The organism is Streptomyces viridochromogenes DSM 40736, assembly GCF_000158955.1.
GTDB classification, from domain to species: domain Bacteria; phylum Actinomycetota; class Actinomycetes; order Streptomycetales; family Streptomycetaceae; genus Streptomyces; species Streptomyces venetus.
This window is the reverse complement of record NZ_GG657757.1, coordinates 7250918-7274943: the sequence shown is the minus strand read 5'-3', so window position 1 is coordinate 7274943 and position 24026 is coordinate 7250918. Positions and strand designations below refer to the sequence as shown.

At 73.0% G+C, this 24026-nt stretch carries 17 protein-coding genes and 2 pseudogenes; 9 read left to right on the top strand and 10 right to left on the bottom strand.

Annotated elements, in window-relative coordinates; translation table 11 throughout:
- Nucleotides 1–136 precede the first annotated feature (136 nt).
- The gene (locus tag SSQG_RS31845; RefSeq protein ID WP_039934085.1) at nucleotides 137–2182 is read left to right on the top strand and encodes a SpoIIE family protein phosphatase; all 2046 of its coding nucleotides are present in this window, start codon (nucleotides 137–139) and stop codon (nucleotides 2180–2182) included.
- Nucleotides 2183–2283: 101 nt separating this feature from the next.
- On the opposite strand, the gene SSQG_RS31840 is transcribed toward SSQG_RS31845, so the two are convergent.
- On the bottom strand, nucleotides 2284–2670 hold the full coding sequence (locus SSQG_RS31840) for a DUF7144 family membrane protein (protein ID WP_052310373.1): 387 nt from the start codon (nucleotides 2668–2670) through the stop codon (nucleotides 2284–2286).
- Nucleotides 2671–2765: 95 nt separating this feature from the next.
- A complete protein-coding gene (locus SSQG_RS31835; RefSeq protein ID WP_003994068.1) occupies nucleotides 2766–3197 on the bottom strand; it encodes an SHOCT domain-containing protein in 432 nt (143 codons plus the stop codon).
- Between the two features lie 258 nt (nucleotides 3198–3455).
- Here SSQG_RS31835 and SSQG_RS31830 point away from each other — a divergent pair, with 258 nt between their 5' ends.
- Together SSQG_RS31830 and SSQG_RS31825 are read left to right on the top strand one after the other, a co-directional pair.
- Nucleotides 3456–4034 carry an ion channel gene (locus SSQG_RS31830; RefSeq protein WP_078506960.1) on the top strand — a complete coding sequence of 193 codons (579 nt, stop codon included), beginning with the start codon at nucleotides 3456–3458 and terminating at the stop codon, nucleotides 4032–4034.
- A 3-nt stretch (nucleotides 4035–4037) separates the two neighbouring features.
- Complete coding sequence (locus tag SSQG_RS31825; RefSeq protein ID WP_003994066.1) at nucleotides 4038–5453, top strand: DUF2252 domain-containing protein; 1416 nt, start codon at nucleotides 4038–4040, stop codon at nucleotides 5451–5453.
- Nucleotides 5454–5474: 21 nt separating this feature from the next.
- Here the strand turns inward: SSQG_RS31825 and SSQG_RS31820 are convergent, their stop codons facing one another.
- On the bottom strand, nucleotides 5475–5672 hold the full coding sequence (locus tag SSQG_RS31820; RefSeq protein ID WP_003994065.1) for a hypothetical protein: 198 nt from the start codon (nucleotides 5670–5672) through the stop codon (nucleotides 5475–5477).
- A gap of 182 nt (nucleotides 5673–5854) precedes the next feature.
- Nucleotides 5855–8540, bottom strand: a pseudogene (locus tag SSQG_RS31815) (LuxR C-terminal-related transcriptional regulator).
- A gap of 271 nt (nucleotides 8541–8811) precedes the next feature.
- Between SSQG_RS31815 and SSQG_RS31810 the strand changes: the two are divergent.
- Nucleotides 8812–9645 carry a class II glutamine amidotransferase gene (locus SSQG_RS31810; RefSeq protein WP_003994063.1) on the top strand — a complete coding sequence of 278 codons (834 nt, stop codon included), beginning with the start codon at nucleotides 8812–8814 and terminating at the stop codon, nucleotides 9643–9645.
- Between the two features lie 28 nt (nucleotides 9646–9673).
- Here SSQG_RS31810 and SSQG_RS31805 read toward each other — a convergent pair whose 3' ends face one another.
- From SSQG_RS31805 to SSQG_RS31790, 4 genes and pseudogenes are all read right to left on the bottom strand, one after another.
- Nucleotides 9674–10183 carry an O-acetyl-ADP-ribose deacetylase gene (locus SSQG_RS31805; protein ID WP_003994062.1) on the bottom strand — a complete coding sequence of 170 codons (510 nt, stop codon included), beginning with the start codon at nucleotides 10181–10183 and terminating at the stop codon, nucleotides 9674–9676.
- Entirely contained in the window at nucleotides 10180–11589 is a 1410-nt protein-coding gene (locus tag SSQG_RS31800) for a phytoene desaturase family protein (protein ID WP_039934084.1), read from the bottom strand. The genes SSQG_RS31805 and SSQG_RS31800 overlap by 4 nt, the downstream gene beginning before the upstream one ends.
- 150 nt (nucleotides 11590–11739) lie before the next feature.
- The gene (locus SSQG_RS31795; protein WP_003994060.1) at nucleotides 11740–12585 is read right to left on the bottom strand and encodes an inositol monophosphatase family protein; all 846 of its coding nucleotides are present in this window, start codon (nucleotides 12583–12585) and stop codon (nucleotides 11740–11742) included.
- A gap of 107 nt (nucleotides 12586–12692) precedes the next feature.
- Nucleotides 12693–14524: pseudogene (locus tag SSQG_RS31790) on the bottom strand (gamma-glutamyltransferase family protein).
- A gap of 240 nt (nucleotides 14525–14764) precedes the next feature.
- Here SSQG_RS31790 and SSQG_RS31785 point away from each other — a divergent pair.
- From SSQG_RS31785 to SSQG_RS31765, 5 genes are all read left to right on the top strand, one after another.
- Complete coding sequence (locus tag SSQG_RS31785; protein WP_039934082.1) at nucleotides 14765–16468, top strand: NAD-dependent malic enzyme; 1704 nt, start codon at nucleotides 14765–14767, stop codon at nucleotides 16466–16468.
- Nucleotides 16469–16592: 124 nt separating this feature from the next.
- Nucleotides 16593–17654: an AEC family transporter gene (locus SSQG_RS31780; protein ID WP_003994057.1), complete on the top strand. Its 1062-nt coding sequence runs from the start codon at nucleotides 16593–16595 to the stop codon at nucleotides 17652–17654.
- Nucleotides 17655–17820: 166 nt separating this feature from the next.
- Entirely contained in the window at nucleotides 17821–19479 is a 1659-nt protein-coding gene (locus SSQG_RS31775; protein WP_063749176.1) for an FUSC family protein, read from the top strand.
- A 35-nt stretch (nucleotides 19480–19514) separates the two neighbouring features.
- Complete coding sequence (locus SSQG_RS31770; protein ID WP_039934080.1) at nucleotides 19515–20420, top strand: LysR substrate-binding domain-containing protein; 906 nt, start codon at nucleotides 19515–19517, stop codon at nucleotides 20418–20420.
- 218 nt (nucleotides 20421–20638) lie between these two features.
- Nucleotides 20639–21313 (top strand): hypothetical protein, encoded by a 675-nt coding sequence (locus SSQG_RS31765; RefSeq protein WP_039934079.1) that lies wholly within the window; start codon nucleotides 20639–20641, stop codon nucleotides 21311–21313.
- Nucleotides 21314–21339: 26 nt separating this feature from the next.
- Here SSQG_RS31765 and SSQG_RS31760 read toward each other — a convergent pair whose 3' ends face one another.
- Together SSQG_RS31760 and SSQG_RS31755 are read right to left on the bottom strand one after the other, a co-directional pair.
- On the bottom strand, nucleotides 21340–22866 hold the full coding sequence (locus SSQG_RS31760) for an NCS1 family nucleobase:cation symporter-1 (protein ID WP_039934078.1): 1527 nt from the start codon (nucleotides 22864–22866) through the stop codon (nucleotides 21340–21342).
- 134 nt (nucleotides 22867–23000) lie between these two features.
- Nucleotides 23001–24023, bottom strand: a complete 1023-nt coding sequence (locus SSQG_RS31755) for a TIGR03842 family LLM class F420-dependent oxidoreductase (RefSeq protein WP_003994052.1) — start codon at nucleotides 24021–24023, stop codon at nucleotides 23001–23003.
- Nucleotides 24024–24026: the final 3 nt, after the last annotated feature.

The following is a 24026-nucleotide window of genomic DNA, read 5'->3' as shown; positions in this document are numbered from 1 at the left end:
CTCCAGGTGCGCGCACCTCGGTTTTTTGCCACTTCGGCGCGACAGTGCCGCCCTTCCGACTTAATGTGACCTCATCGGAAAGCCCGCATGACGGATCTTGGCGGTACCTTTTGCCGCGCCGGAAGGAGCGGCTCGCATGAACGGGTATGCGACCTCGGACCGCGATGCCGTCACGGCCGCGCCCGGCGGGCTCCTGGACCTGCTGAAGGTCGCCGCCGTGGTCCTCGACGCGAGCGGGCACATCGCGCTCTGGAGCCCCGAGATCGAGCAGCTGCTCGGCTACACCGCGGCCGAGGCCCTGCGGCAGCGCGCCGACACGCTCCTGATCGCGCCGGAGAACCGCGACCGCGGCCGGGAGCTGTTCGCGCAGGTCAGATCGGGGGACCGCTGGGCCGGGGTCTTCCCGCTGCGGCACAAGGACGGCACGGAGCGCGCCGTGGAGTTCCGCACCATGCGGCTGCTGGACCCCGAAGGCCAGCCCCACCTGCTCGGCCTCGCCACGGACGCGACGACCGTACGGAACGTGGAGCGGGACCTCGCCCTCTCGCACAGCCTCGTCAACCAGACGCCGCTCGGCATCGCCATCTTCGACAACGACCTGCGCTGGGTCGGGGTCAACCCCGCGCTGGAGCGGATGAACGGCGTGCCCGAGGAGGCCGTGCTGGGACGCCGGGTCGCGGAGGTGCTGCCGGACCTGGACGTGGCGGCCATCGAGAACCGGATGCGGCACGTCCTCAAGACCGGCAGACCCCTGCTCGACCAGCAGACCATCGGCCGGACGGCGGCGGACGAGGAGGACCGCGCCTACTCGGAGTCGTACCACCGCATCGAGGACACCGACGGCCGGGTGCTGGGCCTCGCCATGGCCGTGCTGGACGTCACCGAGCGCCAGCAGGCCGCCGCCGAGGTCGCGCAGGCCCGCCAGCACCTGTCGGTGATCGCCGACGCCGGGGTGCGGATCGGCACCACGCTGGACCTCCAGCAGACCGCCCGAGAACTGGCCGACGTGGTGGTGTCGCATCTCGCGGACCTGGCCGCGGTGGACGTCCTGGAGTCCGTCGTGGCGCACGGCACCATCGCGCCGGTGTCGGACAGCGCGCCCGCCGAGTTCAGGGCACTGGCCGTCGCGGCCGGCTACCCCACCGACGCCATCCACGCCGCCGACCCGGTCGGCGAGGTCGCCACCTACGGCTCGTCACGGATCATCACGCAGTGCGTCCGCAGCGGACGCCCCGTATTGGTCGAAAGCGTGGACACGAAGATGATGCGGCGCATCGCCCGGGACGCGCGCGCCGCCCAGACCCTGCGCGAGGCCGGCGCGCACACCTACCTGGCGCTGCCGCTGATGGCCCGGGGCAAGGTGCTCGGCACGCTCACGCTGTACCGCACGATCACCGAGCGCCCCTTCGACGACCGGGACCGGGTGCTCGCCTCGGAACTCGCCGCGCGCGCCGCGATCTGCATCGACAACGCCCGCCTCTACGGCCGGGAGCGCGGCACGGCCCTGACGCTGCAGCGCAGCCTGCTCCCGGCCACGCCCGCCGAGCGGGAGGGGCTCGACATCGCCGCCCGCTACCGCCCGGCCCTCAGCGAGGTCGGCGGCGACTGGTACGACGTGCTGCCGCTGGGGCCGGGCCGCACCGGGCTCGTCGTGGGCGACGTCATGGGCAAGGGTGTCCAGGCCGCGGCGATCATGGGGCAGCTGAGCACGGCGACGCGGGCCCTGGCCCGGCTGGACCTGCCGCCCGCAGAGCTGCTGCGGCACCTCGACGACATCGCCGGTTCACTCGGGGACGCGATCGCCACCTGCGTGTACGCCGTGTGCGACCTGCGGGCCGGCACCTGCGCGCTGTCCAGCGCGGGTCACCTGCCGCCCGTGCTCGCCGGGGCGGACGGCAGCGCCGAGCTCGTCGACGTGCCCGGCGGCGTCCCGCTCGGGGTGGGCGGCGTGGAGTTCGGCACCGTGGAGGTGGAGCTCGCCCCGGGCTCGCTGCTCGCCCTGTACACCGACGGGCTGGTCGAGAACCGCGGGGAACCGATCGACACCGGCCTCACCACGCTGACCCGCCACCTGCAGAACGCGGGACCCAGCCTGCAACGCACCAGCGACATCCTGCTCAGCGCGCTCAGCCCGGAACCCGACGACGACGTCGCGCTGCTGCTGGTCCGCGCCCGCGCCTGAGGCCGCGACACTCACAGCCGTGAGCCTGTCCGTGTGAGTTGCGTTCTCCCCCTCTGATCCGGGCCACGGCTCCGCCCTCGCACCGTCGAGCGGGCTGCGTCTCACGGATTGCCCGGCGGTTGTTCGAAGGGCTGCCAGACGTCGTCCTTGCGGACCGTGCACAGCGCCCAGATGATGAGCCCGGAGATCGCGATCATCACCAGCGACCAGACCGGATAGGACGGCAGGGAGAGGAAGTTGGCGATGATGACGAGTCCGGCGATGCCCACTCCGGCCACACGCGCCCACGTCGACGCCTGGAACAGTCCGATGCTGACGGCCACGGCGACCGCGCCCAGGATCAGGTGGATCCAGCCCCAGCCCGTGAGGTCGTACCGGAAGACATAGTTGGGGGTGGTGACGAACACGTCGTCCTCCGCGATCCCCGCGATACCGCGCATGATGCCCAGGATCCCGGCGATCATGAGCATGACGGCCCCGAGGGCCATCGTGCCGACGGCCCATCGCGCCTCGCCGTGTGCGCGCCCGTCGGGTGAGTGGTGGTCATCCTGCTGCCTCGTTTCGCCGGGTGGACAGGTCGGGGTCAGGTTTCCGACCGGCCGGAACCGCTCAGGACCATCTCCTTCGCCCTGCGGAACTCCTCGTCCGTGATGTCGCCGCGGGCGCGGATCTCCGACAGCCTGGCGAGTTCGTCCGCGCTGCTGCCGCCGCCCTTGGCGGTCTCCCGGATGTAGCTGTCGAAGGCCTCCTGCTGCTCGCGGGCCTGTGCCGTCTCGCGGCGGCCCATGTCCTTGCCGCGGGCGACGACGTAGACGAAGACGCCGATGAAGGGGAGGACGATGCAGAAGACCAGCCAGCCGGCCTTGCCCCAGCCGCTGAGGGAGTCGTCCCGGAAGATGTCGAGAACCACGCGGAACAGCAGCACGATCCACATGATCCACAGGAAGAAGAACAGGATCGCCCAGAAGCTGCTCAGCAGCGGAAAGTCATACGCGAGATACGTCTGCCCACTCATGTCACTCCTCCGTCCCTGACCCACGCCCGGCAGCCGTGCCGTGCCGCTCCCAGCGTGCTCACGGCCCGGTCCCGGCCGCCTCACCCGGGGCGGGTGAGCGTCCGGCGGCGGGGTCCACCGGGTCGGCAGCGAGTCCGGTCCTCCCTGGTCAAAGGCTCGCGCGCAGTCGATCACCGGAATCACCCGCGGTGGGTGATCCGTCTCCGGCTCCGCCGCGATGGAGTGGGGAGCCCAGTCCACAGGACCGGGAGACACGAGATGGACCGACCAGCGGCTTCCCCGGCCGGGCCCGCCCGTTCTCGGCGAGCCCGGGAGCGGCGTCCCGGGCGACGCGCGCAGTTCGCCGCTCTCGTCCGTACCGCCCTCATCGCCTCCGGGCTCGTCACCGTCTACTACGTGCTGCCCCTGGACGGGCACAGCACGGTCCACACCTCGGCGCTGCTGGCCTTCGGCCTGCTGGTGGTCCTCGTGGTCTTCTGGCGGGAGGTGCGGGCCATCATGTCCTCGCCCTACCCCCGACTGAAGGCCGTCGAGGCCCTGACCACGACGCTGACACTCTTCCTGCTGCTCTTCGCGGGCACGTACTTCCTGGTGGAGCAGACCACCCCGGGCTCCTTCAGCGAGCCTCTGACCAAGACGGATTCCCTGTACTTCACGCTCACCACGTTCACCACCGTCGGGTACGGCGACATCGTCGCCCGGTCCCAGACCGGACGCATGGTGACGATGCTTCAGATGCTGGGCGGACTGCTCCTGGTGGGCGTGGCCGCACGCGTTCTCGTCAGCGCGGTGGAGGCCGGGATGCGGAAACAGGGACGCGAGCCGCCGAAGGGCTGAGCCATGACCGTAACGAGCCCCGAGAAGGCCTTTCTGTCGCCGGCCGAGCGGGCGGCCGGGGGCCGGAGCGCGCGGCGGCGCATCCCGCGTTCGTCCCACGGCTCCTTCGAGGCGGGTCCGGAGCGGTTCGACCCGGTCGACGTGGTGGAGCGCCAGTCGGCGACCCGGGTGGCGGACCTGGTACCGATCCGCTACGCACGGATGCTCGAGTCCCCGTTCCGCTTCTACCGGGGCGCGGCGGCCATCATGGCCGCCGACCTGGGGGCCGCCGCGGACACCGGTCTGCGGGTGCAGCTCTGCGGGGACGCCCATCTGCTGAACTTCCGGCTGCTGGCCTCGCCGGAGCGCCATCTGGTCTTCGACATCAACGACTTCGACGAGACCCTGGCCGGGCCGTTCGAGTGGGACGTGAAGCGGCTGGCGGCCAGCTTCGCCATCGCGGGCCGGGCCGACGGGTTCGAGACCGCGGTGCAGAACAGCACGGTGGAGGCGTGCGTGCGGGCCTACCGGCAGCGGATGCGGGAGTTCGCCGGCATGCGCACCCTGGACATCTGGTACGCGCAGGACGACGCCGACCAGCTGCGGGAACTGATGGCCGCGTCGATGACCAAGGACGCGAGGCGCCGTACCGCCGAAGCGACGGCGAAGGCCCGCACCCGCACCGGCCTCCAGGCCTTCGCGAAACTCACCCGGGCGACGGCCGAGGGACGGCGGATCGCACCCGACCCGCCGCTGATCACTCCGCTGCGGGACCTGGTGACCGACTCCTCACCGCACGGGCAGGAGAAGGAGCTGCGCACCGTCCTGGAGGGGTACGCCCAGTCCCTGTCCTCCGAGCGCCGGCACCTGCTGAGCCGCTACCGCATGGTGGACATCGCCCGCAAGGTGGTCGGGGTCGGCAGCGTCGGCACCCGCTGCTGGATCGTGCTCCTGCTCGGCCGGGACGACGACGATCCCCTGCTGCTCCAGGCCAAGGAGGCACAGGAGTCCGTGCTCGCGGCCCACACCGGCGGCGACCGCTACGACAACCAGGGCCACCGCGTGGTCGCGGGACAGCGGCTGATCCAGACCACCAGCGACATCCTGCTGGGCTGGACGCACGCCGTGGGCCTCGACGGGCACGAGCGGGACTTCTACGTACGGCAGTTGCGGGACTGGAAGGGCATCGCGCGCCCGGACACCATGAGCCCCGGCCTGCTGCGGCTGTTCGCGCGGCTGTGCGGGGCGAGCCTGGCCCGGGCCCACGCCCGCTCGGGCGACCCCGTCGCCATCGCGGCCTACCTGGGCGGCAGCGACCGCTTCGACCGCGCGCTCACCTCGTTCGCCCAGGCCTACGCCGATCAGAACGAGCGGGACTTCGCGGCGCTGGGCACCGCGGCCCGCTCCGGCCGGATTCGGATTCCCACGGCGACCCTGTGACCGGGCGGGCCCCCCGCCCGGTCACTCCGGCAGCCGGCGCATCTCCACGACCCTGAGTCCCAGTGACTGGAATCGGGTCAGCAGCCCGTACAGGTGCGCCATGTCGACGACGGGACCGTACAGGACGGTCTGACCGGACATCGTCACGTGCTCCAGCTCCGGGAAGACCTTGACGAGCGTCTGTGACATCTGCCCGTCGACACGGATCTCGTAGCGCATGAGCTGCTCTCCCGCGGGCGGCCTGGGCGGTGGTGCGCGCCCTGTCCCCCCGATGCTCCGCCCGGGTGGGCCGGCCGCCCTCACCCGGCGCAGGTGAATCCTCGCCGACCTCTTCGCCGACCTCGTCGTCGGCCTCGTCGATGGGTCCGTCGATGGGTCCGTCGAAAGGTTCGTCGAAGGGTTCACAGCAGGCGCAGGTCGCGGGCGCGGCGCACGGCGTCGCCGCGGCGGCTCACCGCGAGCTTGCGGTAGATGCTCTTGAGGTGGGTCTTCACGGTGTTCGCGGAGAGATGGAGGTCGGCGGCGATCTCCTGCGTCGACATCATCTGGGACAGTCCGCGCAGCACGTCCCGCTCCCGGGCGCTCAGCTCCTCCACGGCCAGGTCCGGGCCGGACTCCGCCCGGGTGTGCGGCGGGGTGTGCCCAAGAGCGCGGTACCGGTCGTGACCGGAGACGAGCCAGCCCTCGGCCAGTTGCCGTGGTCTGCCGGTGCTCAGCAGCGGGCGGAGCCAGGGTCCGGCCTCCCGGAACGGCCGGCGCAGCCGCTCGCGCCGGCCGTCGAGCAGCGCGCGGGCGACGAGGCGGCGGGCGCCGTCGTCGTCCCCGGTCTCGTGGGCGGCCTGGGCTCGTACCAGCGTGGCGCGGACGGTGACCGCCGGGCCGGGCCGGTCGTCCTCGGGCAGGCCGTCCATGATGTCGAGCGCCTCCTCGGGACGCCCCGCCGCGAGGCGGGCCCGCGCCGCCCCGACGGCACAGGCCGTCCGGTGCCGTGCCACCGGCTCCACGACCTTCTCGGCGAGCTCGGTACGCCCTTCCGCCAGGTGGGCGGCGGACGCGAGCAGGGCGCTGTGGTCCCGCGCCCCAGGGTGAGCTCGCGGCGGCCGGGACGATCGCCTCGGCCGCTGTCAGCGCGCCCCTGGCATCCCCTCTGGCCAACAGCAGGCGGCCCCGGGTGAGGGTGCGGCCCGCCTCCCACACCGGGTCCTCGACGAGCGACGGGGAGCCGTCCGCCGCGTCGAGGAGCGCCTGGGCCTCGTCGAGTTCGTCGCGGTCGATGTGCACGGCGGCCAGGACCACGGGGCCGGTGCCGGCTCCGGAGCGGTGGGGCAGGCTGTAGTGCTCCGCCTGGCCGGCCGCCGCCCGGGCCTTGTGTTCCGCCCGGCCGGGCCAGCCGTTCAGGTAGTCGATCAGGGCCAGCTGTCCGAGGGCCTCCCACCGGGGCAGCGCCATCGCCGCTCCGCCCGGGTGCCCCGCGACCGCCGACAGGGCGGACCGGGCGTCGTCGAAACGCCCTGCCCACAGCCGGGCGGCGCCGAGGTGGGCGAGCAGGAGGGCGGTGAGTTCCGGATGCTCGTCGAGAAGCTGCGCGGGGACGTCCTTCCGCAGGGCCCAAGCCTGCTCGGCGGCGCGTTCCGCTCTGCCCGGAGAGCCGGTCAGCCGTCCCGCGAGGACTTCCAGCAGGGCGCAGCTGAGCCGGCCCCGCGCCGGGTCGGTCCCGTCTCCGGCCAGTTGCTCCTCGGCCCGGCGCAGATGGGTCAGGCCGTGGTCGAGATCGTGCCGCGCCAGCTCGCGTGCCGCGCGGACGAGGTCGGGCGCCGGACCCCGGACCTCGGATCCCATCCGTGCGAACAGGGCGGACAGGTCCTCGGAGCGCAGGCCGGTGAAGAGCTGCCCGATCGCGAGGTCGTCGACGACCGCCCGGGTGGTGAACTCCCAGTCGTCCGCCGCCGCCCCCTGGACGAGTGCGTCGGGGAGTGCTCCGGAGCGGCGCAGCCACCGCGCGGCCCGGCCGCGCAGCTCCGGCTCCAGGCCGGGGAGGCGCTCCCGGAGGTGGGCGCGGAGTATCTCCGCGAAGAGGGGATGCAGGCTGTACCAGGAGTGGCCGAGGTAGTGGACGAACGCGTTCTCGCGGTGCAGCGCGGCCAGGATCGGCTCCGCGTCACCGCGCTGCGTCAGCGCGTTCACCAGGTCGGGACAGAAGCGGTCCAGGACGCTGATGCGCAGCAACAGGTCCTGGGTGCCGGGTGGCTGCCGGTCGAGCACCTCGGCCAGCAGGTAGTCGGCCACCGTGCTGTGGTCGGCCTCGAACTGTTTCACGTAGGCCTGGGGGTCCGGGCCCTGCCGGGCGGCCAGCGCGCACAGGCTGAGGCCGGCGGCCCACCCCTGGGTCCGCCCGACCAGGGCGCGGACGGCGCTCGCGGGCAGGTGCAGTCCGTGCCGTGACAGCAGCTCGTGGGCCTCCTCCGAGGTGAAGGCCAGCTCCGCGTCCCGGATCTCGGTCAGCTCGCACGAGGCCCGGTACCGGTGGAGCGGCAGCAGGGGCTCCGTACGGGTGACGAGGACCAGGCGCAGGCCCCGTCCGGCGTGGCGCAGGACGAACTCAAGCTGCTCCGCGATCTCGGGCGAGGTCACGCGGTCGAACTCGTCGAGGACGACGACGGTGGTGTGGTCGCGGTTCTCGAGGTCGGCGGCGAGGCACGTCAGCGTCCGCTGGTCGACGCGGCCGGCCTCCGCCGGGCAGCCGACGTCGCCCGCCACGGGCACACCGGTGGCACGCAGCGCCTCCAGCAGATAGGCCCAGAAGACTCCGGGGGCCTGGACGGTGGTGTCGGTCGTGAGCCAGGCGACCGGCTTGGGCAGGCTGGCGGCCCAGTCGGCGACCAGGAGGGTCTTGCCCGCGCCGGCCGAACCGTTGACCATCGTCAGGGGCGTCACGAGGGCCTGGTCGAGGTGCCGGACCAGACGGGTCCGGCGCAGGAACGTGGCGGGCCGCTCCGGCAGCGCGAACCGGGTGCGCAGCAGCGGGTCGCCGGTCGGATCGATGCCCGTGATCGCCGGCTCCGTACCAGTCGCGTCGGTCGTGGCCATGATGCTCACCACCGCCTGTCGTCCGTCAGGACACGAGCAGTACTCCCTTCGCTCAGGATCTCAGTCTTCCCTCCCCCACGCATGCCCGGAGCAGGTCGCGCCCGACGGCACCCGGCCCGGACCGGGTTCGGGGCAACCACCCGCCACGGGCGATGCGGACGCCCCACGGGCCGGGGTTCGCTGGGACCACACGGGCGGGAGACGGATCCGCTCCCCTCACCCACGCAGCCGCACGGTACGCCGGACGCGGCCCGGAACGGGGGTACCGACCATGTGCCGCTGGCTCGCCTACACGGGCACTCCCGTGCTGCTCGACGATGTGCTGTACCGCCCGGAGCACTCGCTGATCGACCAGAGCCTGCACGCGCGGATGGGCGTCGAGACCACCAACGGGGACGGCTTCGGGGTCGGCTGGTACGCGTCACATCTGCGCACGCCCGCCATCATCCGCGACACCGGTCCCGCCTGGAGCAACCGCAACCTCCGGGAGATCGCCGACCACGTCCGCTCGCCGCTGTTCTTCGCCCATGTGCGCGCCTCCACCGGTTCGGCCGTGCAGCAGACCAACTGTCATCCCTTCCGGCACGGGCGGTGGATGTGGATGCACAACGGGGCCATCAGCGGGTTCGCCGAGCTGCGCCGGGACCTCATGCTGGCCGTCGACCCGGAACTGTTCCCGTCGCTCGAGGGCACGACCGACTCCGAGGTGATGTTCCACGTGGCCCTCACCCTCGGGCTCGACGGCGACCCGCCGGGCGCGGTGGCGCGGATGGCGGGGCTCGTCGAACGGCTGGGGCACGAGCACGGGGTGCCGGAGCCGCTCCAGATGACGATCGCCGTGACCGACGGCGAACGGATGTGGTTCTTCCGCTACTCCAGCGCCGGGGCCTCGCGGTCGCTGTTCTACAGCAGCCGGGTGGAGGACGTGCGCGCCCTGCACCCCGACCTCATGTTCCTGCGGCAGATCTCCGAGGAGACCCGTCTGGTCGTGTCGGAGCCGCTGGGCGACCTGCCCGGCGTCTGGAACGCCGTACCGGAGAGCACGTACGGGGCAGTCCATCGCGGCCGGGACGTGTTGCGGCACTTCGAGCCCGAGCCCGTCTGAACCCCGTCCGGCTCCCGGCCGTGATGTCTCAGCGCAGTCGCGCGGCGAACGCCTCGTAGGCCCGCTCGTCGAAGAGCACGAAGCGGACCTCCTCGACGTCGGTCTTCGCCGCCCGCACCGCGTCCACGGCGATCCGCGCCGCGTCCTGCATCGGGTAGCGGTAGACGCCGGTGGAGATCGCCGGGAAGGCGACGGTGCGGGCGCCGAGTTCGTCGGCGATCCGCAGGGACTCGCGGTAGCAGGAGGCGAGGAGGCCCGAGCGGTCCTCGGTCGCGCTGAAGACGGGTCCGACGGTGTGGATCACCCAGCGGGCGTCCAGGTCGCCGGCGGTGGTGGCGACGGCCTTGCCGGTGGCCAGGCCCTTGCCGTACCGCGAGGCGCGGAGCCCCCGGCACTCCTCCAGGATCGCGGGGCCGCCGCGCCGGTGGATCGCCCCGTCGACCCCTCCCCCGCCCAGCAGCGAGGAGTTGGCCGCGTTGACGATCGCGTCGACGCTCTCGCGGGTGATGTCGCCCCGGACCAGTTCGATGAGGGTCATGTCTGCCTCAGTCGCTTCCAGACGGCCTTCGCGGCGTTGTGCCCCGACATGCCGTGCACACCAGGTCCCGGCGGTGTCGCCGACGAGCAGATGAAGACGGCCGGGTGGGGGGTCGTGTACGGGGAGAGGGTGAGCTTCGGGCGCAGCAGGAGCTGGAGGCCGGAGACCGCGCCGGAGGCGATGTCGCCGCCGACGTAGTTGGCGTTGCGTGCGGCGATTTCGGGCGGGCCCGCGGTGGCCCGGGCCAGGACGCGGTCGCGGAACCCGGGGGCGAAGCGCTCCAGTTGGCGTTCGACGGCGTCGGTGAGGTCGCCGGTCCAGCCGTGCGGGACGTGGCCGTAGGCCCAGAAGACGTGCTTGCCCGCCGGGGCCCGGGTGGGGTCGACGACGCTCGGCTGGACCGTGATCAGGAACGGCTTGTCGGGGGCGCGGCCCTCCCGGGACGCCGCGCGCAGGGCCGCGCCGATCTCCGCGCGGTCCGCGCCGACCTGCACCGTGCCGGCGACGCGGGCCTCCTTCGCGGTCCACGGCACGGGGCCGTCCAGCGCGTAGTCGATCTTGAAGACGCCCGGTCCGTAGCGGTAGTTGCGGTAGTAGTCGCCGAAGCCCGCGATGCGGGCCAGGGCGGTGGGCGAGGTGTCGAAGACGTAGGCGCGGGCCGGTGGCAGGTCGTCGAGGCGCTTGACCTCGTAGTCGGTGTGGACGCTGCCGCCGAGGTCGCGCAGGAGGGCGGCGAGGGCGTCGGAGATGGCCTGTGAGCCGCCACGGGCGACGGGCCAGCCGCGGGCGTGCGCCGCGAGGGCGAAGACCAGGCCGATGGCGCCGGTGGCGAAGCCGCCGAGCGGCGCCATGACATGGGCGACGAGCCCGGCGAACAGCGCCCTGGCCCGCTCGTCACGGAAGCGGCGCATCAGCAGGGTCGACGGCGGCAGGCCGACCAGGCCGAAGCGGGCGAGGGTGACCGGGTCGCGGGGCAGCGCGGTGAGCGGCAGCGACATGAAGTCGCGGGCCAGGACGTCCCACTGGGGCAGGAAGGGCTCGACGAGCCTGCGGTAAGCCCCGGCGTCGCGCGGCCCGAAGGAGGCGGCCGTCTCGCCGACCGACCGGGCCAGCACGGCCGCCGTGCCGTCCGGGAAGGGGTGGGCCATGGGCAGTTCGGCGTGCAGCCACTCCAGTCCGTGACGCTCGAGCGGGAGGGCGCGGAAAGCGGGCGAGTTGATGGCGAGCGGATGGGCGGCGGAACACGGGTCGTGCCGGAACCCGGGGAGCGTGAGCTCCTCGGTGCGGGCTCCGCCGCCCACGGTGTCCCGGGCCTCGAAGACGGCGACGGAGAAGCCGCGGCGGGCCAGTTCCACGGCGGCGGTCAGTCCGTTCGGTCCCGCACCCACCACGACGGCATCGAGCATCGACGGCACCTTCGGACCCCTTCGTCAGCCGACGGCCACTGGGGATCAGGATATGCCCGGGGACTGACAGTCACCGGCCGAGGGCGGAATCTCGCCGACAGCAGGGCTGGAGCGCGGTTCGAGCGACGAGCCGCGTACGCTCCGTGAGCGTCACGCCCCGCCCGCCAGAAGGGCCGCGATCCGGCGGGCCGTGGCGGCGTCACGGGCCGCGGTGAACGGGAGCGCGTTGCCGCCGGTGATCCGGAACGGCTCGCCCGCGCGGGTCAGGTGGGCGCCGCCCGCCTCCTCGACCAGGAGCAGCCCGGCCGCGTGGTCCCAGGCCGCCTCCCAGGAGAAGGCGACCGCGTCGGACTCGCCCCGGGCGATGGCGAGATACTCCAGTCCGGCCGAGCCGCAGGGGCGCGGTGCCACGCCCTCGGTGCGCAGGCAGAGCAGGGCGCGCTTCTGCTCGTCCGTCGTGTAGTCCGGGTGGGAGGTGGCCACGCGGAGGTCCCGGCCGGGCTCGGGCACACCGGCGAACAGCCGCTCTCCGTCGAGGTGGGCGCCCTTGCCCCGCTGGGCGGTGGCGAACAGGTCGCGGGCGGGGGCGTAGGTCCAGGACGCGAGCACGGTGCCGCCCTGGGCCAGCGCGACGAGGGTGCAGAACCCGGCCTCGCCCCGCACGAACTGGCGTGTCCCGTCGACCGGGTCGACGATCCAGACCGGGGCGTCGCCGCTGACCGCCTCATAGGACGCCGGGTTGGCGTGGACCGCCTCCTCGCCGACGACGACCGAGCCGGGCAGCAGGGCGGCCAGCGCCTCGGTCAGGAACAGCTCGGCCTTGCGGTCGGCGTCCGTCACCAGGTCATGCGGTCCGGCCTTCTGGTCGACCTCGTGTGCGGCCAGGCGGCGCCAGCGCGGCATGATCTCGGTGGCCGCCGCCGTGCGGATCGCCTCCTCGACGTCGGAGGCGTGCTGTACGAGAAACTCTTCGATGGTTTCGGTGCTTTCGATCACCCCTCCATGACAACACGCGCCACTGACAATCCCCGGCCGCCCGGTGCACTCCGGGTGCAATCCCGATGAACGGTGAAAGGGGGACGCGGCCCGGCCGGGGCTCCCGGTCAGCGGCCGACCGCGTAGCCCTGCATGCCGCGTGGGTTCGCCGCCGCCGACAGCACACCGGTCTCCGGGTCGCGGGCGACCGCGCAGAGGCGGCCCTCCGACCAGGGGCCGCCCACGGTCACCTCGTGGCCGCGCCGTCGCAGCTCCTCGACGACGGCCGGGTCCGTGCGGGACTCCACGGTCACGCTCCCGGGGCGCATGCCGCGCGGGTAGAAGGAGCCGGGGAAGCTGTCGTTGTGCCAGTTCGGGGCGTCGATCGCGCCCTGGAGGTCGGGGCCGCCGCGGACCCGGCCGCGCTGTGTGACCGCCAGGAGGAAGTGCAGCTGCCACTGGTCCTGCTGGTCCCCGCCGGGTGTGCCGAACGCCAGGACCGGCACGCCCGCGCGCAGCGCGATCGACGGGGACAGGGTGCTGCGGGGGCGGCGGCCCGGGGTGAGCGAGCTGGGCAGGCCCTCTTCCAGCCAGGCCATCTGCAGCCGGGTCCCGAGCGGGAAGCCGAGCTCGGGCACGACGGGGTTGGACTGGAGCCAGCCGCCACTGGGCGTGGCCGAGACCATGTTGCCCCACCGGTCGACGACGTCGAGGTGACAGGTGTCGCCCCGGGTCGTCCCGTCGGCGGTGATCTCCGGTTCGCCCGGCACGGGGTTCGCAGGGCTGCCGGCGACCGTCGGTTCCCCGATGCCGAGGGCGTCGAAGCCCTCCTGGGCGGCTCCCGCCACGCGCGCGTGCGCACCCAAGCGTGGGGTGCGTCCGCCGGGGCTGCCGGGCCTCAGGTCGTGGGAGGCCCGCTCGCCGACGAGGGCGCGGCGGGCGGTGTTGTAGGCGTCGGAGAGCAGGTCGTCGAGCGGCACGTCGGCGATGTCCCCGTACCAGGCCTCCCGGTCGGCCATGGCGAGCTTGCAGTTCTCGACCAGGAGGTGGACGTGGTCGGCCGAGCCGTACGGCGGCAGGTCGGGCGGGAGGAGGGCGAGCTGCTGGAGGAGGACGGGTCCCTGGCTCCAGGGGCCCGGCTTGCACACCGTGCCAGCCGTTCCAGTCGTACGTCACCGGCATCTCATAGGTCGAGGACCAGGAGGCGAGGTCAACGGCCGTGAAGGGTGACGGTGTGGCGTTCGCCGCTGGTGTCCAATGGTGAGGGCGCCCGGCCTGGCGGAACGAAGGCCTCGGCGATGAACCCGGTGCGCCACACCTGGCGCGCGGCTTCGATCTGTGCCTCCCGGTCCCCCGCGCCGGCGGTCTCGGCGAGCAGGCGCTTCCAGGTCGCGGCGAGCACGGGGTTGCTGAAGAGCTCGCCGGTGCGCGGTGCCTTGCCGCCGGGCAGATAGACGTCCGCCGAGGAGGCCCACTCCGTCTCGAACAGCTCGCGCACGGTCTCGACGGTCTCGCCGACGCGCTCCACGGGCGCGTGCCCGTGCTCGGCGTATCCGACGGCGTACTTCAGGACGTCGTCGAGGGACTTGGTGCCGTGGTCGCGCAGCAGCAGCATCCAGGCGTCGAACGCGCCCGGCACGGCGGCGGCGAGCGGCCCGGTGCCGGGGACGAGGTCCAGGCCGAGGCCCCGGTAGTGGGCGACCGTCGCCCCGGCGGGCGCGACGCCCTGCCCGCAGAGCACCCGCACCTCGCCGCCGGCCGGGGCGAGCAGGATAGGCACCTCGCCGGCCGGGCCGTTGAGGTGCGGCTCGACGACGTGCAGCACGAACGCGCCGGCCACCGCGGCGTCGTAGGCGTTGCCGCCGTCCTCCAGGACGGCCATCGCCGACTGCGAGGCGAGCCAGTGGGTGGAGGAGACCATGCCGAAGGTGCCCTGAAGGGTCGGGCGGGTGGTGAACATCTGACCTCTCACCGGGTCCGGGGGCCGGAACTCTCTCCCCCGTCGTTGCCCCCGACAGGGCGACGTCAATCACACCGCGCGGCTCGACCGGCTCCGCACGCTCCGGAAAACCCGCAGGTCAGAGCTCGAATGCAGTCAGGTCATGGATCTCCGCGATGTCAGGCATTGGACGCATGCGACGCTGCGTCACAGTCTGGAACGTCTGGCACGAACCCCGGTCCCGACCTGCGAGGAGTCATCATGGGCACAGAGAGGAGCACCGTCGACGGTGTCATCCGGACGAGCGCACGCGGACACTCCGTACTGAACAGTCCGCGTCTGAACCGGGGTACGGCCTTCACCCGGCGCGAACGGCGGGAGCTCGGGCTGGTCGGCCTGGTGCCGCCGCAGGTGCTGACGCAGGACCAGCAGGCCGCCCGCGCCTACGCGCAGTTCCGTTCCCAGCCCGACGACCTCGCCAAGAACGTCTACCTGACGGCGCTGCGCGACCGCAACGAGGTGCTCTTCCACCGGCTTCTCGGCGACCACCTCGCCGAGATGCTGCCGATCGTGTACACCCCGACCGTCGGTACGGCGATCGAGCGCTACAGCTACGAGTACCGCCGCCCGCGCGGCGTGTACCTGTCGGTCGACGACCCCGACGCCATCGAGAGCTCCCTGCGGGCCTCCGGGCTGGGCGCCGACGACGTGGACCTGATCGTGGCGACGGACGGCGAGGCGATCCTCGGCATCGGCGACTGGGGGGTGGGCGGCATCGACATCGCGGTGGGCAAGCTCGCCGTCTACACGGCCGCCGCAGGCGTGGACCCGGCCCGCACCCTGGCGGTGATGCTGGACGTCGGCACCGACCGGCAGGACCTGCTGGACGACCCGCTGTACCTGGGCAACCGGCACCCGCGCGTGGACCGGGACCGCTACGACGCCTTCATCGACGCCTACGTCACCGCGGCCACGAAGCTGTTCCCCGACGCCCTGCTGCACTGGGAGGACTTCGGCTCGTCCAACGCCCGCCGCGTCCTCGACCGGTACCGCGAGAAGACGCTCACCTTCAACGACGACATCCAGGGCACCGGCGCGGTCAACCTGGCCGCCGTGCTCTCCGGCGTGCGCGCCGGCGGTGCCGCGCTGCGCGACCACCGGGTGGTGCTCTTCGGCGCCGGTACCGCCGGTGTCGGGATCGCCGAGCAGCTCCGCGACGCGATGATCGCGGACGGGCTGACATCGCGGGAGGCTGCGGGCCGCATCTGGGCCGTCGACCGGCACGGCCTGCTGACCGACGGCCAGCAGGGGCTGCGGGACTTCCAGATGCCCTTCGCCCGTCGCCGCGCCGAGGTGGCCGACTGGCGGCACGACGAGGACCTCGGTGGTGTGCCGCTGGCCGAGGTCGTCGACCGGGTCCGCCCGAGCGTCCTGATCGGCACCTCGGGGCAGGGCGGCGCCTTCACCGAGGACATCGTCCGCTCCATGGCCGCGCACACCGACCGGCCGGTCATCCTGCCGCTGTCCAACCCCACGCGGCTCGCCGAGGCCGTCCCCGCCGACCTGCTCGCCTGGACCGGCGGCCGGGCCCTGATCGCCACCGGCAGCCCCTTCGCGCCGGTGGAGACCGACGGCGTCACCCACCACATCGGGCAGGCCAACAACGCGCTGGTCTTCCCCGGCCTGGGGCTGGGCACCGCCGTCGCCCGGGCCGGGCGGATCACCGACGGCATGCTGGTGGCCGCGGCCCGCGCCATCGCTGACCAGACCGACGCCACGGCGCCGGGCGCTCCGATTCTGCCCCCGATCGACCGGCTGCGTGACACCTCCGTGGCGGTGGCCGTGGCCGTGGCCCGCGCTGCGGTCGCCGACGGCGTCGCCCGGGAGCCCGTCGACGACACGGTCGAGGAGCGCGTCCGCGCGGCCATGTGGCTGCCGGAGTACCCGCCGATCGAGGCCGTCTGACGGGCCCGCGCCGGGTCTCGCCCCACACCCCCGGGGTCGCCGACCGTACCCCCTCGGCTCTCTGACGTGCTGTCACCGGCCCGCACGGTCGCGCCTCCGCCCTTTCCGAAGGATTGACGCAGTCATGTCTTACGCCGAGATCTTCACCGTCGTGGTGCCGGTCTTCCTCCTGATCGCGGTCGGCTACGGCACCGGCCGCCGGGCGCTCTTCGACGCGGGCGGCGCCCAGGCACTGCGCGAGCTGACCATGCAACTCGCGCTGCCCGCCGCCCTGCTGCTGAGCATCTGGCAGACACCGCGGCACGTGCTGGTCGAGCAACTGCCCCTGGTGGGTCTGCTGGCGTTCGGGTTCCTCGCCGTGTACGCCGTGCTGCTCGGCGTCCTGCGTCTCGCGGCCCGCCGTTCGCTGCGGCGGTCGGCCCTGTTCGCCCTGGCGTGCGTCCAGCCGCAGTACGCCTTCATGGGCACCCCCGTCCTGGGGGGCCTGTTCGGGACCGCGCAGGCCGCCGTGCCGATCGCCGTCGCGGGCATCATCGTCAACGTCGTTCTCGACCCGGTCGTCCTGATCCTCCTCGGCATGCCGGACCATCCGGCGCCCCGGACGGTCGCCGCCGGTGCGGCGGCCCCCGCTCGGCAGCCGGCTCTGGCCACCGTCGGCGGGGGCGCGCCCGAGGCGGCCGCCCCCGAGCCGGCCCCCGCCGGGGCCCCGGCGCCCGGCCCTCGTCCCTCCGTGCTGCGCACCGTCGGGCACGCGCTGCGCGAGCCGTTCTGCTGGGGCCCGGTCCTGGGCCTGGTGCTGTCGGTCGCCGGGGTCGGTGTGCCGGAGATCGCCGACTCCGCACTGAGTCTGCTCGCCGGCGCCGCCTCGGCGACGGCCCTGCTGTACGTCGGCGTCTCCGTCGCCCGCATCGGCCGGCCCGCGCTCTCCCCCGCGGTGTGGGCGGTCTCGCTCACCAGCGTGGTCGTCCTGCCCCTGCTCGTCTACGGAACGGGACTGGCCCTGACCTCGCAGGCCGTGGCCGCCCAGGCCGCGCTGATCCTCGCGTTCCCCGTCTCGCCCGTCCCCCTGATGTTCGCCGCCCGGCACGGCTCGGCCGAGGACGTGCGGACCGTCGGCTCCGCCGTCGTACTGAGCCTGCTCCTCTCCTTCGTGACCCTGCCCCTGCTCATCGAGCTGGTCGGCTGACCGCGGTCGGGGGGCCGCCGGGGCACCGCCTCGCGTGGCTCCCGCGCCCGCCTTCCGGCCGACCACCCCGAAAGGACACGGCCTCATGACACCAGCAGCAGACACGCGACCGGACCGTCCGCGCCGCTTGTCGTGCCCGCGGTGGCCGCGCTCCGTTCTCGGCCGCGTGCCCGGCTCCCTGCCGCTCGCGGCGGCGGCGCGAGGCGCCGTCGCGCTCGCGCTGCCCCTGCTCGTCGGACTCGTCACCGGATGGGTCGTGCCCTCGGTGATCGCCGCGATCGGCGCCCTGTGGGGTGTGAGCCAGGACGGTGCCGATCCCTACCGGGTGCGGGTGCGGCGGCTGGGCTGGACCGGGGTGTCCAGCGCGCTCGGCCTGCTCGCCGGTGAACTCGCCCTGCGCAGCGGGCACCCGACGGCGGTCGCGGTGACCATGGTGGCGGCCGCGCTGGTGGCCGGCGGTGTCAGCCTGCGGGAGCGGATCGCGTCCGTGTCGGGCATGCAGCTCCTGCTCGGTGTCACGATCGGCAGTGGCATCCCCGTGCCGGGGCCGTGGTGGCAGGCGCCGCTGGCGCTGCTCGCCGGTGTCGCCCTGGTCCTCGTGCTGTCCGCGGCCCCGTGGCTGTGGCGCCGGCACCACGTCGAACGGGCCGCCGTGCTCGCCGTGTACCGGAGCGCCGGCGAGGCCCTGGCCGTGGCGGGTACCGACGCCGCCGAACAGGCCCGCCTGCGGATGACGCTGGCCCTGAACCACGCCCACGAGGTGATGGCCCCCCATCTCGCCCCGCGCGGCCGGCGGCGGCAGGACGGGGCCGGGGAGCTGGTCCGGGCGTTCCACTACGCCGTGCGGCTGGGCGAGGCCGTGACGGCGGTGGTGTGGGAGGGCCGTGCGCTTCCGCCCGCCCTGACCGGCGTACCGCGGCACCTGGCCGGCCGTCTGCTGCCGGACCGTCTCACGGCCCCGGAGGACCGCGTGGCGGAGCCGGCACCGCAGACCGACTCGCCGGGGACGCGGGCCCTGGCCGATCTGGCCCGCGTCGTCGACGGCGAACCGGACGGCGCCGACCTGCAGTTGCGTCTTCCCGCGCGCGAACGGCCCGGACGGGCGGCGCGGGTGCGCTACGCCCTGCTGCTGGCGGGATGTGTGCTCGCCTCCCATCTGCTCGCCGAGGTACTGCACCGCCCCCGCGGTTACTGGCTGCCCATGACGGTGGCCTTCGTCTACAAGCCCGACTTCGGCCCGCTGCTGCCCCGGGCACTGCACCGGTGCGTCGGCACGATCGTCGGAGTGGCCGCCATCGGGGCGGTGTCCGCGGCGGCCACCGGAACCTACGCCGTGGTGGGTGTCGTGGCCGTGTTCGGCGCGCTGATGGCCGTCGGCGTGCGGCACCACTACGCGCTCGCCACGCTGGGCCTGACCGCCGTCGTGTTCGTGCTCCTCGATCTGCTGGGCGACCACCGGGCGCTGTACGGCACGCGGGTGGTGGACACGGCGCTGGCGTCCGCGCTCGTGCTCGTGGCGCACTTCGTGGTGTGGCCGGACTCCTCCGAGCACCGGGCCGAGGCACAGACCGAGGCCGCCGTCGCCGCCGCTCGCCGGTATCGCGACGCCGCGCCGGAAGCGGGCCCGGTGCAGCGGCAGTCGCTGCGCCGTGCCGCCTACCACCAGCTGGCCGAGGCGCGTCGCACGGTCGCTCACGCCCGGCGCGAACCGGCCCGCCGCGGGCGGCCACTGCCCGACTGGGAGAGCGCCATCACGGCCGCCGAACGGCTCTGCGACCAGGTCACCGGGCAGGCGGTCGCGGGGGCGGCGAGCCCGGCCCGGTGACGGCTCCCGTCACGCGGCGGGGGAAGAATGGGGCCATGGACCTCCAGGTACTGCGTTCCTTCCAGGCCGTCGCCGAGGGAACGACGGTGACCGACGCCGCGACGGACGCCGGCATCACCCAGCCCGCCCTGTCACGGGCCCTGGCCCGGCTGGAGGACGAGGTCGGCGCGGCGCTCCTCCAGCGGGTCGGACGGGTGCTGCGCCTCACCCCGGCGGGGCGGGTGTTCAAGGAGTACGTCGACGGGATGCTCGACAACTACGACCGGGGGCGGCGAGCCGTGGCCGAGATGGTCCACCCCGACTCCGGAGTGGTGTCGCTGGCCTTCTTGCACACCCTGGGGACCTGGCTGGTTCCGCGGCTCGTCACGGACTTCCGGCGGACCTTCCCCCAGGCGCAGTTCGAGCTGCACCAGGACGGCGAGATGGGGCTGACCCGGCACCTCCTCGACACCACCGCCGATCTGGTCATCACCAGCAGCGACCCCGGCCACCCCTTGATCACCTGGCGGCGGCTGCTGGTGGAGCCGCTGCGGCTGGCCGTCCCGGCCCGGCACCGGCTCGCCAGACGGCGCCGGATCCGTCTGGCCGAGGTGGCCGAGGAGCGGTTCATCCTGCTCAAGCAGGGATACGGGCTGCGCGACATCACCGCGGCACTGTGCCGCGAGGCCGGCTTCACTCCGGTGATCGCCTTCGAGGGCGAGGAGGTGGAGACCCTGCGCGGCCTGGTCGCCGCGGGTCTGGGGGTGTCCCTCATTCCGTCGTCGCCGGACATCACGGCGGCCTCCGAGTCCCCGATCCGCTACCTGGAGATCACCGACGTCCGGGGCGCCCGGGACATCGGCATCGCCTGGCTCAGCTCACGTGCCGTGCCGCCGATCGCGCGGCGCTTCCTCGACCACGCGCTGCGAACGTCGGCCGACCGGGCGACGCCCATGACGTGAATGTCCCTCCTGTGCCGCGAAGTCGAGGTATGTCCCGCCTTGCCCAGGGGGCGCGGGCCCGATCCGCGCTGCGCAGCGCGACCGCGCCGACGCGAACAGTATTCCCGCGGCCCGGCTGGGAGGTCGCACTTCCGCCTCACAGGGACTCATGTGACACTGTCGTCCCGCCCGCCGTGCGGACCTGATCCGCACCGTCCGTCCCCCACGAGAAGGGCGCCGTGCGTTCCCTACCTCTGCCCCTCGCCCTGACCGCACGCCTGTCGCCGGTGGCCGTGCTCGCCGCGGCGGGCTGGGCGCTGTCGTCCGGTCCGCTCGCCGCGCCGCAGGCGGCCGAGCACAGGCCGGCCGAAGAGAAGACCGGGACGCAGTCCGCGTCCGCGCCGTCGACGTCGACCGAGTCGAAGACGTACCCGGCCGCGCCCGCCCCGTGCGGGAGCGTCACCGAGAAGACCGTCACGTCCCTGGTCCCGGGGGCCAAGAAGGCCGGCAAGGAGATCCCGTCCACGGACTCCGCGTTGCGCCGCACCTGCTCCTGGAACGCGCTCAAGGGGTACGACTACCGCTGGCTCGACGTCTCCTTCGAGATCATGGGGTCGGACGAGGCGGCGCAGAAGTCGTACACGGCCCGCACCGAGGAGAAGAGCGGCGGAGGGGCCGTCCCGGGTCTGGGCGACAGCGCGTACTCCGTCGTGAACCTCACCACCGAGGACAAGCAGGAGACCCGCGAGGGAACGGTCGTCGCCCGCGCCGCCAACGCGCTGGTCGTCATCACGTACAACGGCAGTGACTTCGAGTCGAAGAAGGCGCCCGACACGGACACCATCAACAAGGGCGCCATCAAGGCCGCCAAGGAAGCGGTCGCCGCGCTGGAGGACGGTGGCGGCAAGGGCTGACCGCCCTCCGGCGCCCGCGTTTCCCGTCAGACGGTGGTCCGGTTGCGGCCCGTCGCCGTCATCAGCACCAGGTACAGCAGCATCGACGTGCCGAGGCCCACCGCCCAGCCGTAGTCGGCCAGGCCGGCCAGTGCCGGGACGGGGCGGCCGTCGATCAGCGGCCTGAAGCTCGCTCCGCCGACGGCCAGGACGCCGCCGGCCACGAAGGCGACGACGGCCGGCCAGTTCCAGCCGCCCTCGTACCAGTAGCGACCGCCCGTGCGGTACAGGTCGGCCAGGTCCAGCCGGGAGCGGCGCAGGATCCAGTAGTCGGCGATGAGGATGCCGGCGACGGTGCCGAGCAGACCGCCGACCAGGCCGAGCCAGGTGAAGATGTAGCCCTGCGGGTCGGAGTACAGCTTCCAGGGGAAGATGAGCACGCCGAGCACGCAGGTGGCGAGGGCGCCCGCCCGGAAACTGATCTTCCGCGGGGCGATGTTGGAGAAGTCGAACGCCGGCGAGACCAGGTTGGCCGCGACGTTGACCGACAGCGTCGCCACCAGGACGGTGACGAGGGCGAAGAGCAGACCCACCGTGTTGTCGGTCCTGGCCGCGAGCTGCACCGGGTCCCAGATGGCTTCGCCGTAGACGGCCTGCGAGCCCGAGGTGACCATCACCGACAGGAACGCGAACAGCGTCATCGTCGTCGGCAGACCGAGCGCCTGCCCCCACGTCTGCGCCTTCTGGCTCTTGCCGTAGCGGGTGAAGTCCGGGATGTTCAGCGACAGCGTGGACCAGAAGCCGATCATGCCCATGAGCGCGGGTGCGAACAGCTTCCAGAAGTCGGCGCCCCAGCCGAGCTTGGAGGGCTGGTCGAACAGCGGGCCGAAACCGCCCGCCTTGCCGCTCATCCACCACAGCATCACGAACGCCCCGACGAGCACGAACGGCGCCGCCCAGTTCTCGAAGCGGCGGATCGTCTCCATGCCGCGGTAGATGATGACGACCTGGAGCGCCCAGAAGATCGCGAACGACAGCCACATGGTCCAGGCGTGGCCGCCGACCTTCGCGGCGTCCGTCCAGCCGCTGCCGATGAGCTTGCCGGCCAGGAAGTAGATGGCCTCGCCGCCGATCCAGGTCTGGATGCCGAACCAGCCGCACGCGACCAACGCCCGTACGACGGCGGGCAGGTTGGCCCCACGGACACCGAAGGAGGCCCGTGCGAAGACGGGGAAGGGTATGCCGTACTTCGGTCCGGCGTGCCCGGTGAGCAGCATCGGTATCAGCACGATCACGTTGGCCAGGGCGATGGTGAACACCGCCTGCTTCCAGTCCATGCCGACGGCGATCAGACCGGAGGCCAGGGTCCAGGAGGCGGTGTTGTGGGCCATGCCGACCCACAGCGCGGAGAAGTTGTACGTGGTCCAGGTGCGCCCCTCGACGGGGACCGGCAGCAGGTCCGCGTTGGCGTAGCGGCCGGTCGGTGCGGGAACGCCCGGGGCGATCTCCACCCGGCCGTCGGCGAGGGTGACTTGTGAGGTCGGCGGTGTGGCCGTGGGAGCGGTGTCGGTCATGGGCCAGGCCAATCAGGGGAGGTGGGACGGGAAAGGCCATGCGGGTGACGCCGATGGGGGGTGCGCTCGGGAGCGTCCTGGGCCCCCTTCCCGGCCGCCGGGAAGGGGGAGTCAGTGGGGTAGCGCCGGGGGGATCAGCCGTTGACGGCCGGGATCACCCGTGATCCGTACGCGTCGATCACGGCCTCCTGCGCGTCGTGCATGTCGTAGACGGCGAACTGGTCCACGCCGAGCGCGCGCAGCGCGTTCAGCTTCTCGATGTGCCGCTCGACCGGGCCGATCAGGCAGAACCGGTCGACGATCTCGTCGGGCACGAACTGGGTGTCGGGGTTCCCGCTGCGCCCGTGGTGGGAGTAGTCGTACCCCTCGCGCGCCTTGATGTAAGCGGTGAGTTCGTCGGGTACGGCGGCGGAGTGCTCGCCGTACTTGGCCACCAGGTCGGCGACATGGTTGCCGACCATCCCGCCGAACCACCGGCACTGCTCGCGCGCGTGGGCGAGCGCCTCGGGCGAGTCGTCCTCGGTGACGTAGGCCGGGGCGGCCACGCAGACGGTCACCGCCTCCGGGTCCCGGCCGGCGGCGACGGCCGCGTCCTTCACGGCCTTGACCATGTACTCGGTCAGATACAGGTCGGCCAGCTGGAGGATGAACCCGTCCGCCTCCTCACCGGCCATCTTCAGGGCCTTGGGGCCGTACGCGGCCATCCACACGGGCAGTTCGGCGCCTGGCCTGATCCACGGGAAGCGGACGACGGTCCCGCCGCCGAGGTCGGCCTCCCGGCCGCCGGCCAGCGCCCGGATGACCTGCATGGCGTCGCTGATGCGGGCCAGGGTGTTGGGCTTGCGGCCGGCCACGCGCATGGCGGAGTCACCGCGGCCGATGCCGCAGACCGTGCGGTTGCCGAACATGTCGTTGAGGGTGGCGAAGGTGGAGGCGGTGACCTCCCAGGTGCGGGTGCCCGGGTTGGTCACCATCGGCCCGACCTTCAGTTTCGTGGTGTTGGCCAGGATCTGGCTGTAGATCACGAACGGCTCCTGCCACAGCACGGCGGAGTCGAAGGTCCAGCCGTGCGAGAAACCGTTCCGTTCCGCGCGCTTCATCAGGCTGATCACCCGCGAGGCCGGCGGGTCGGTCTGCAGGACGAGTCCGAAGTCCATCTG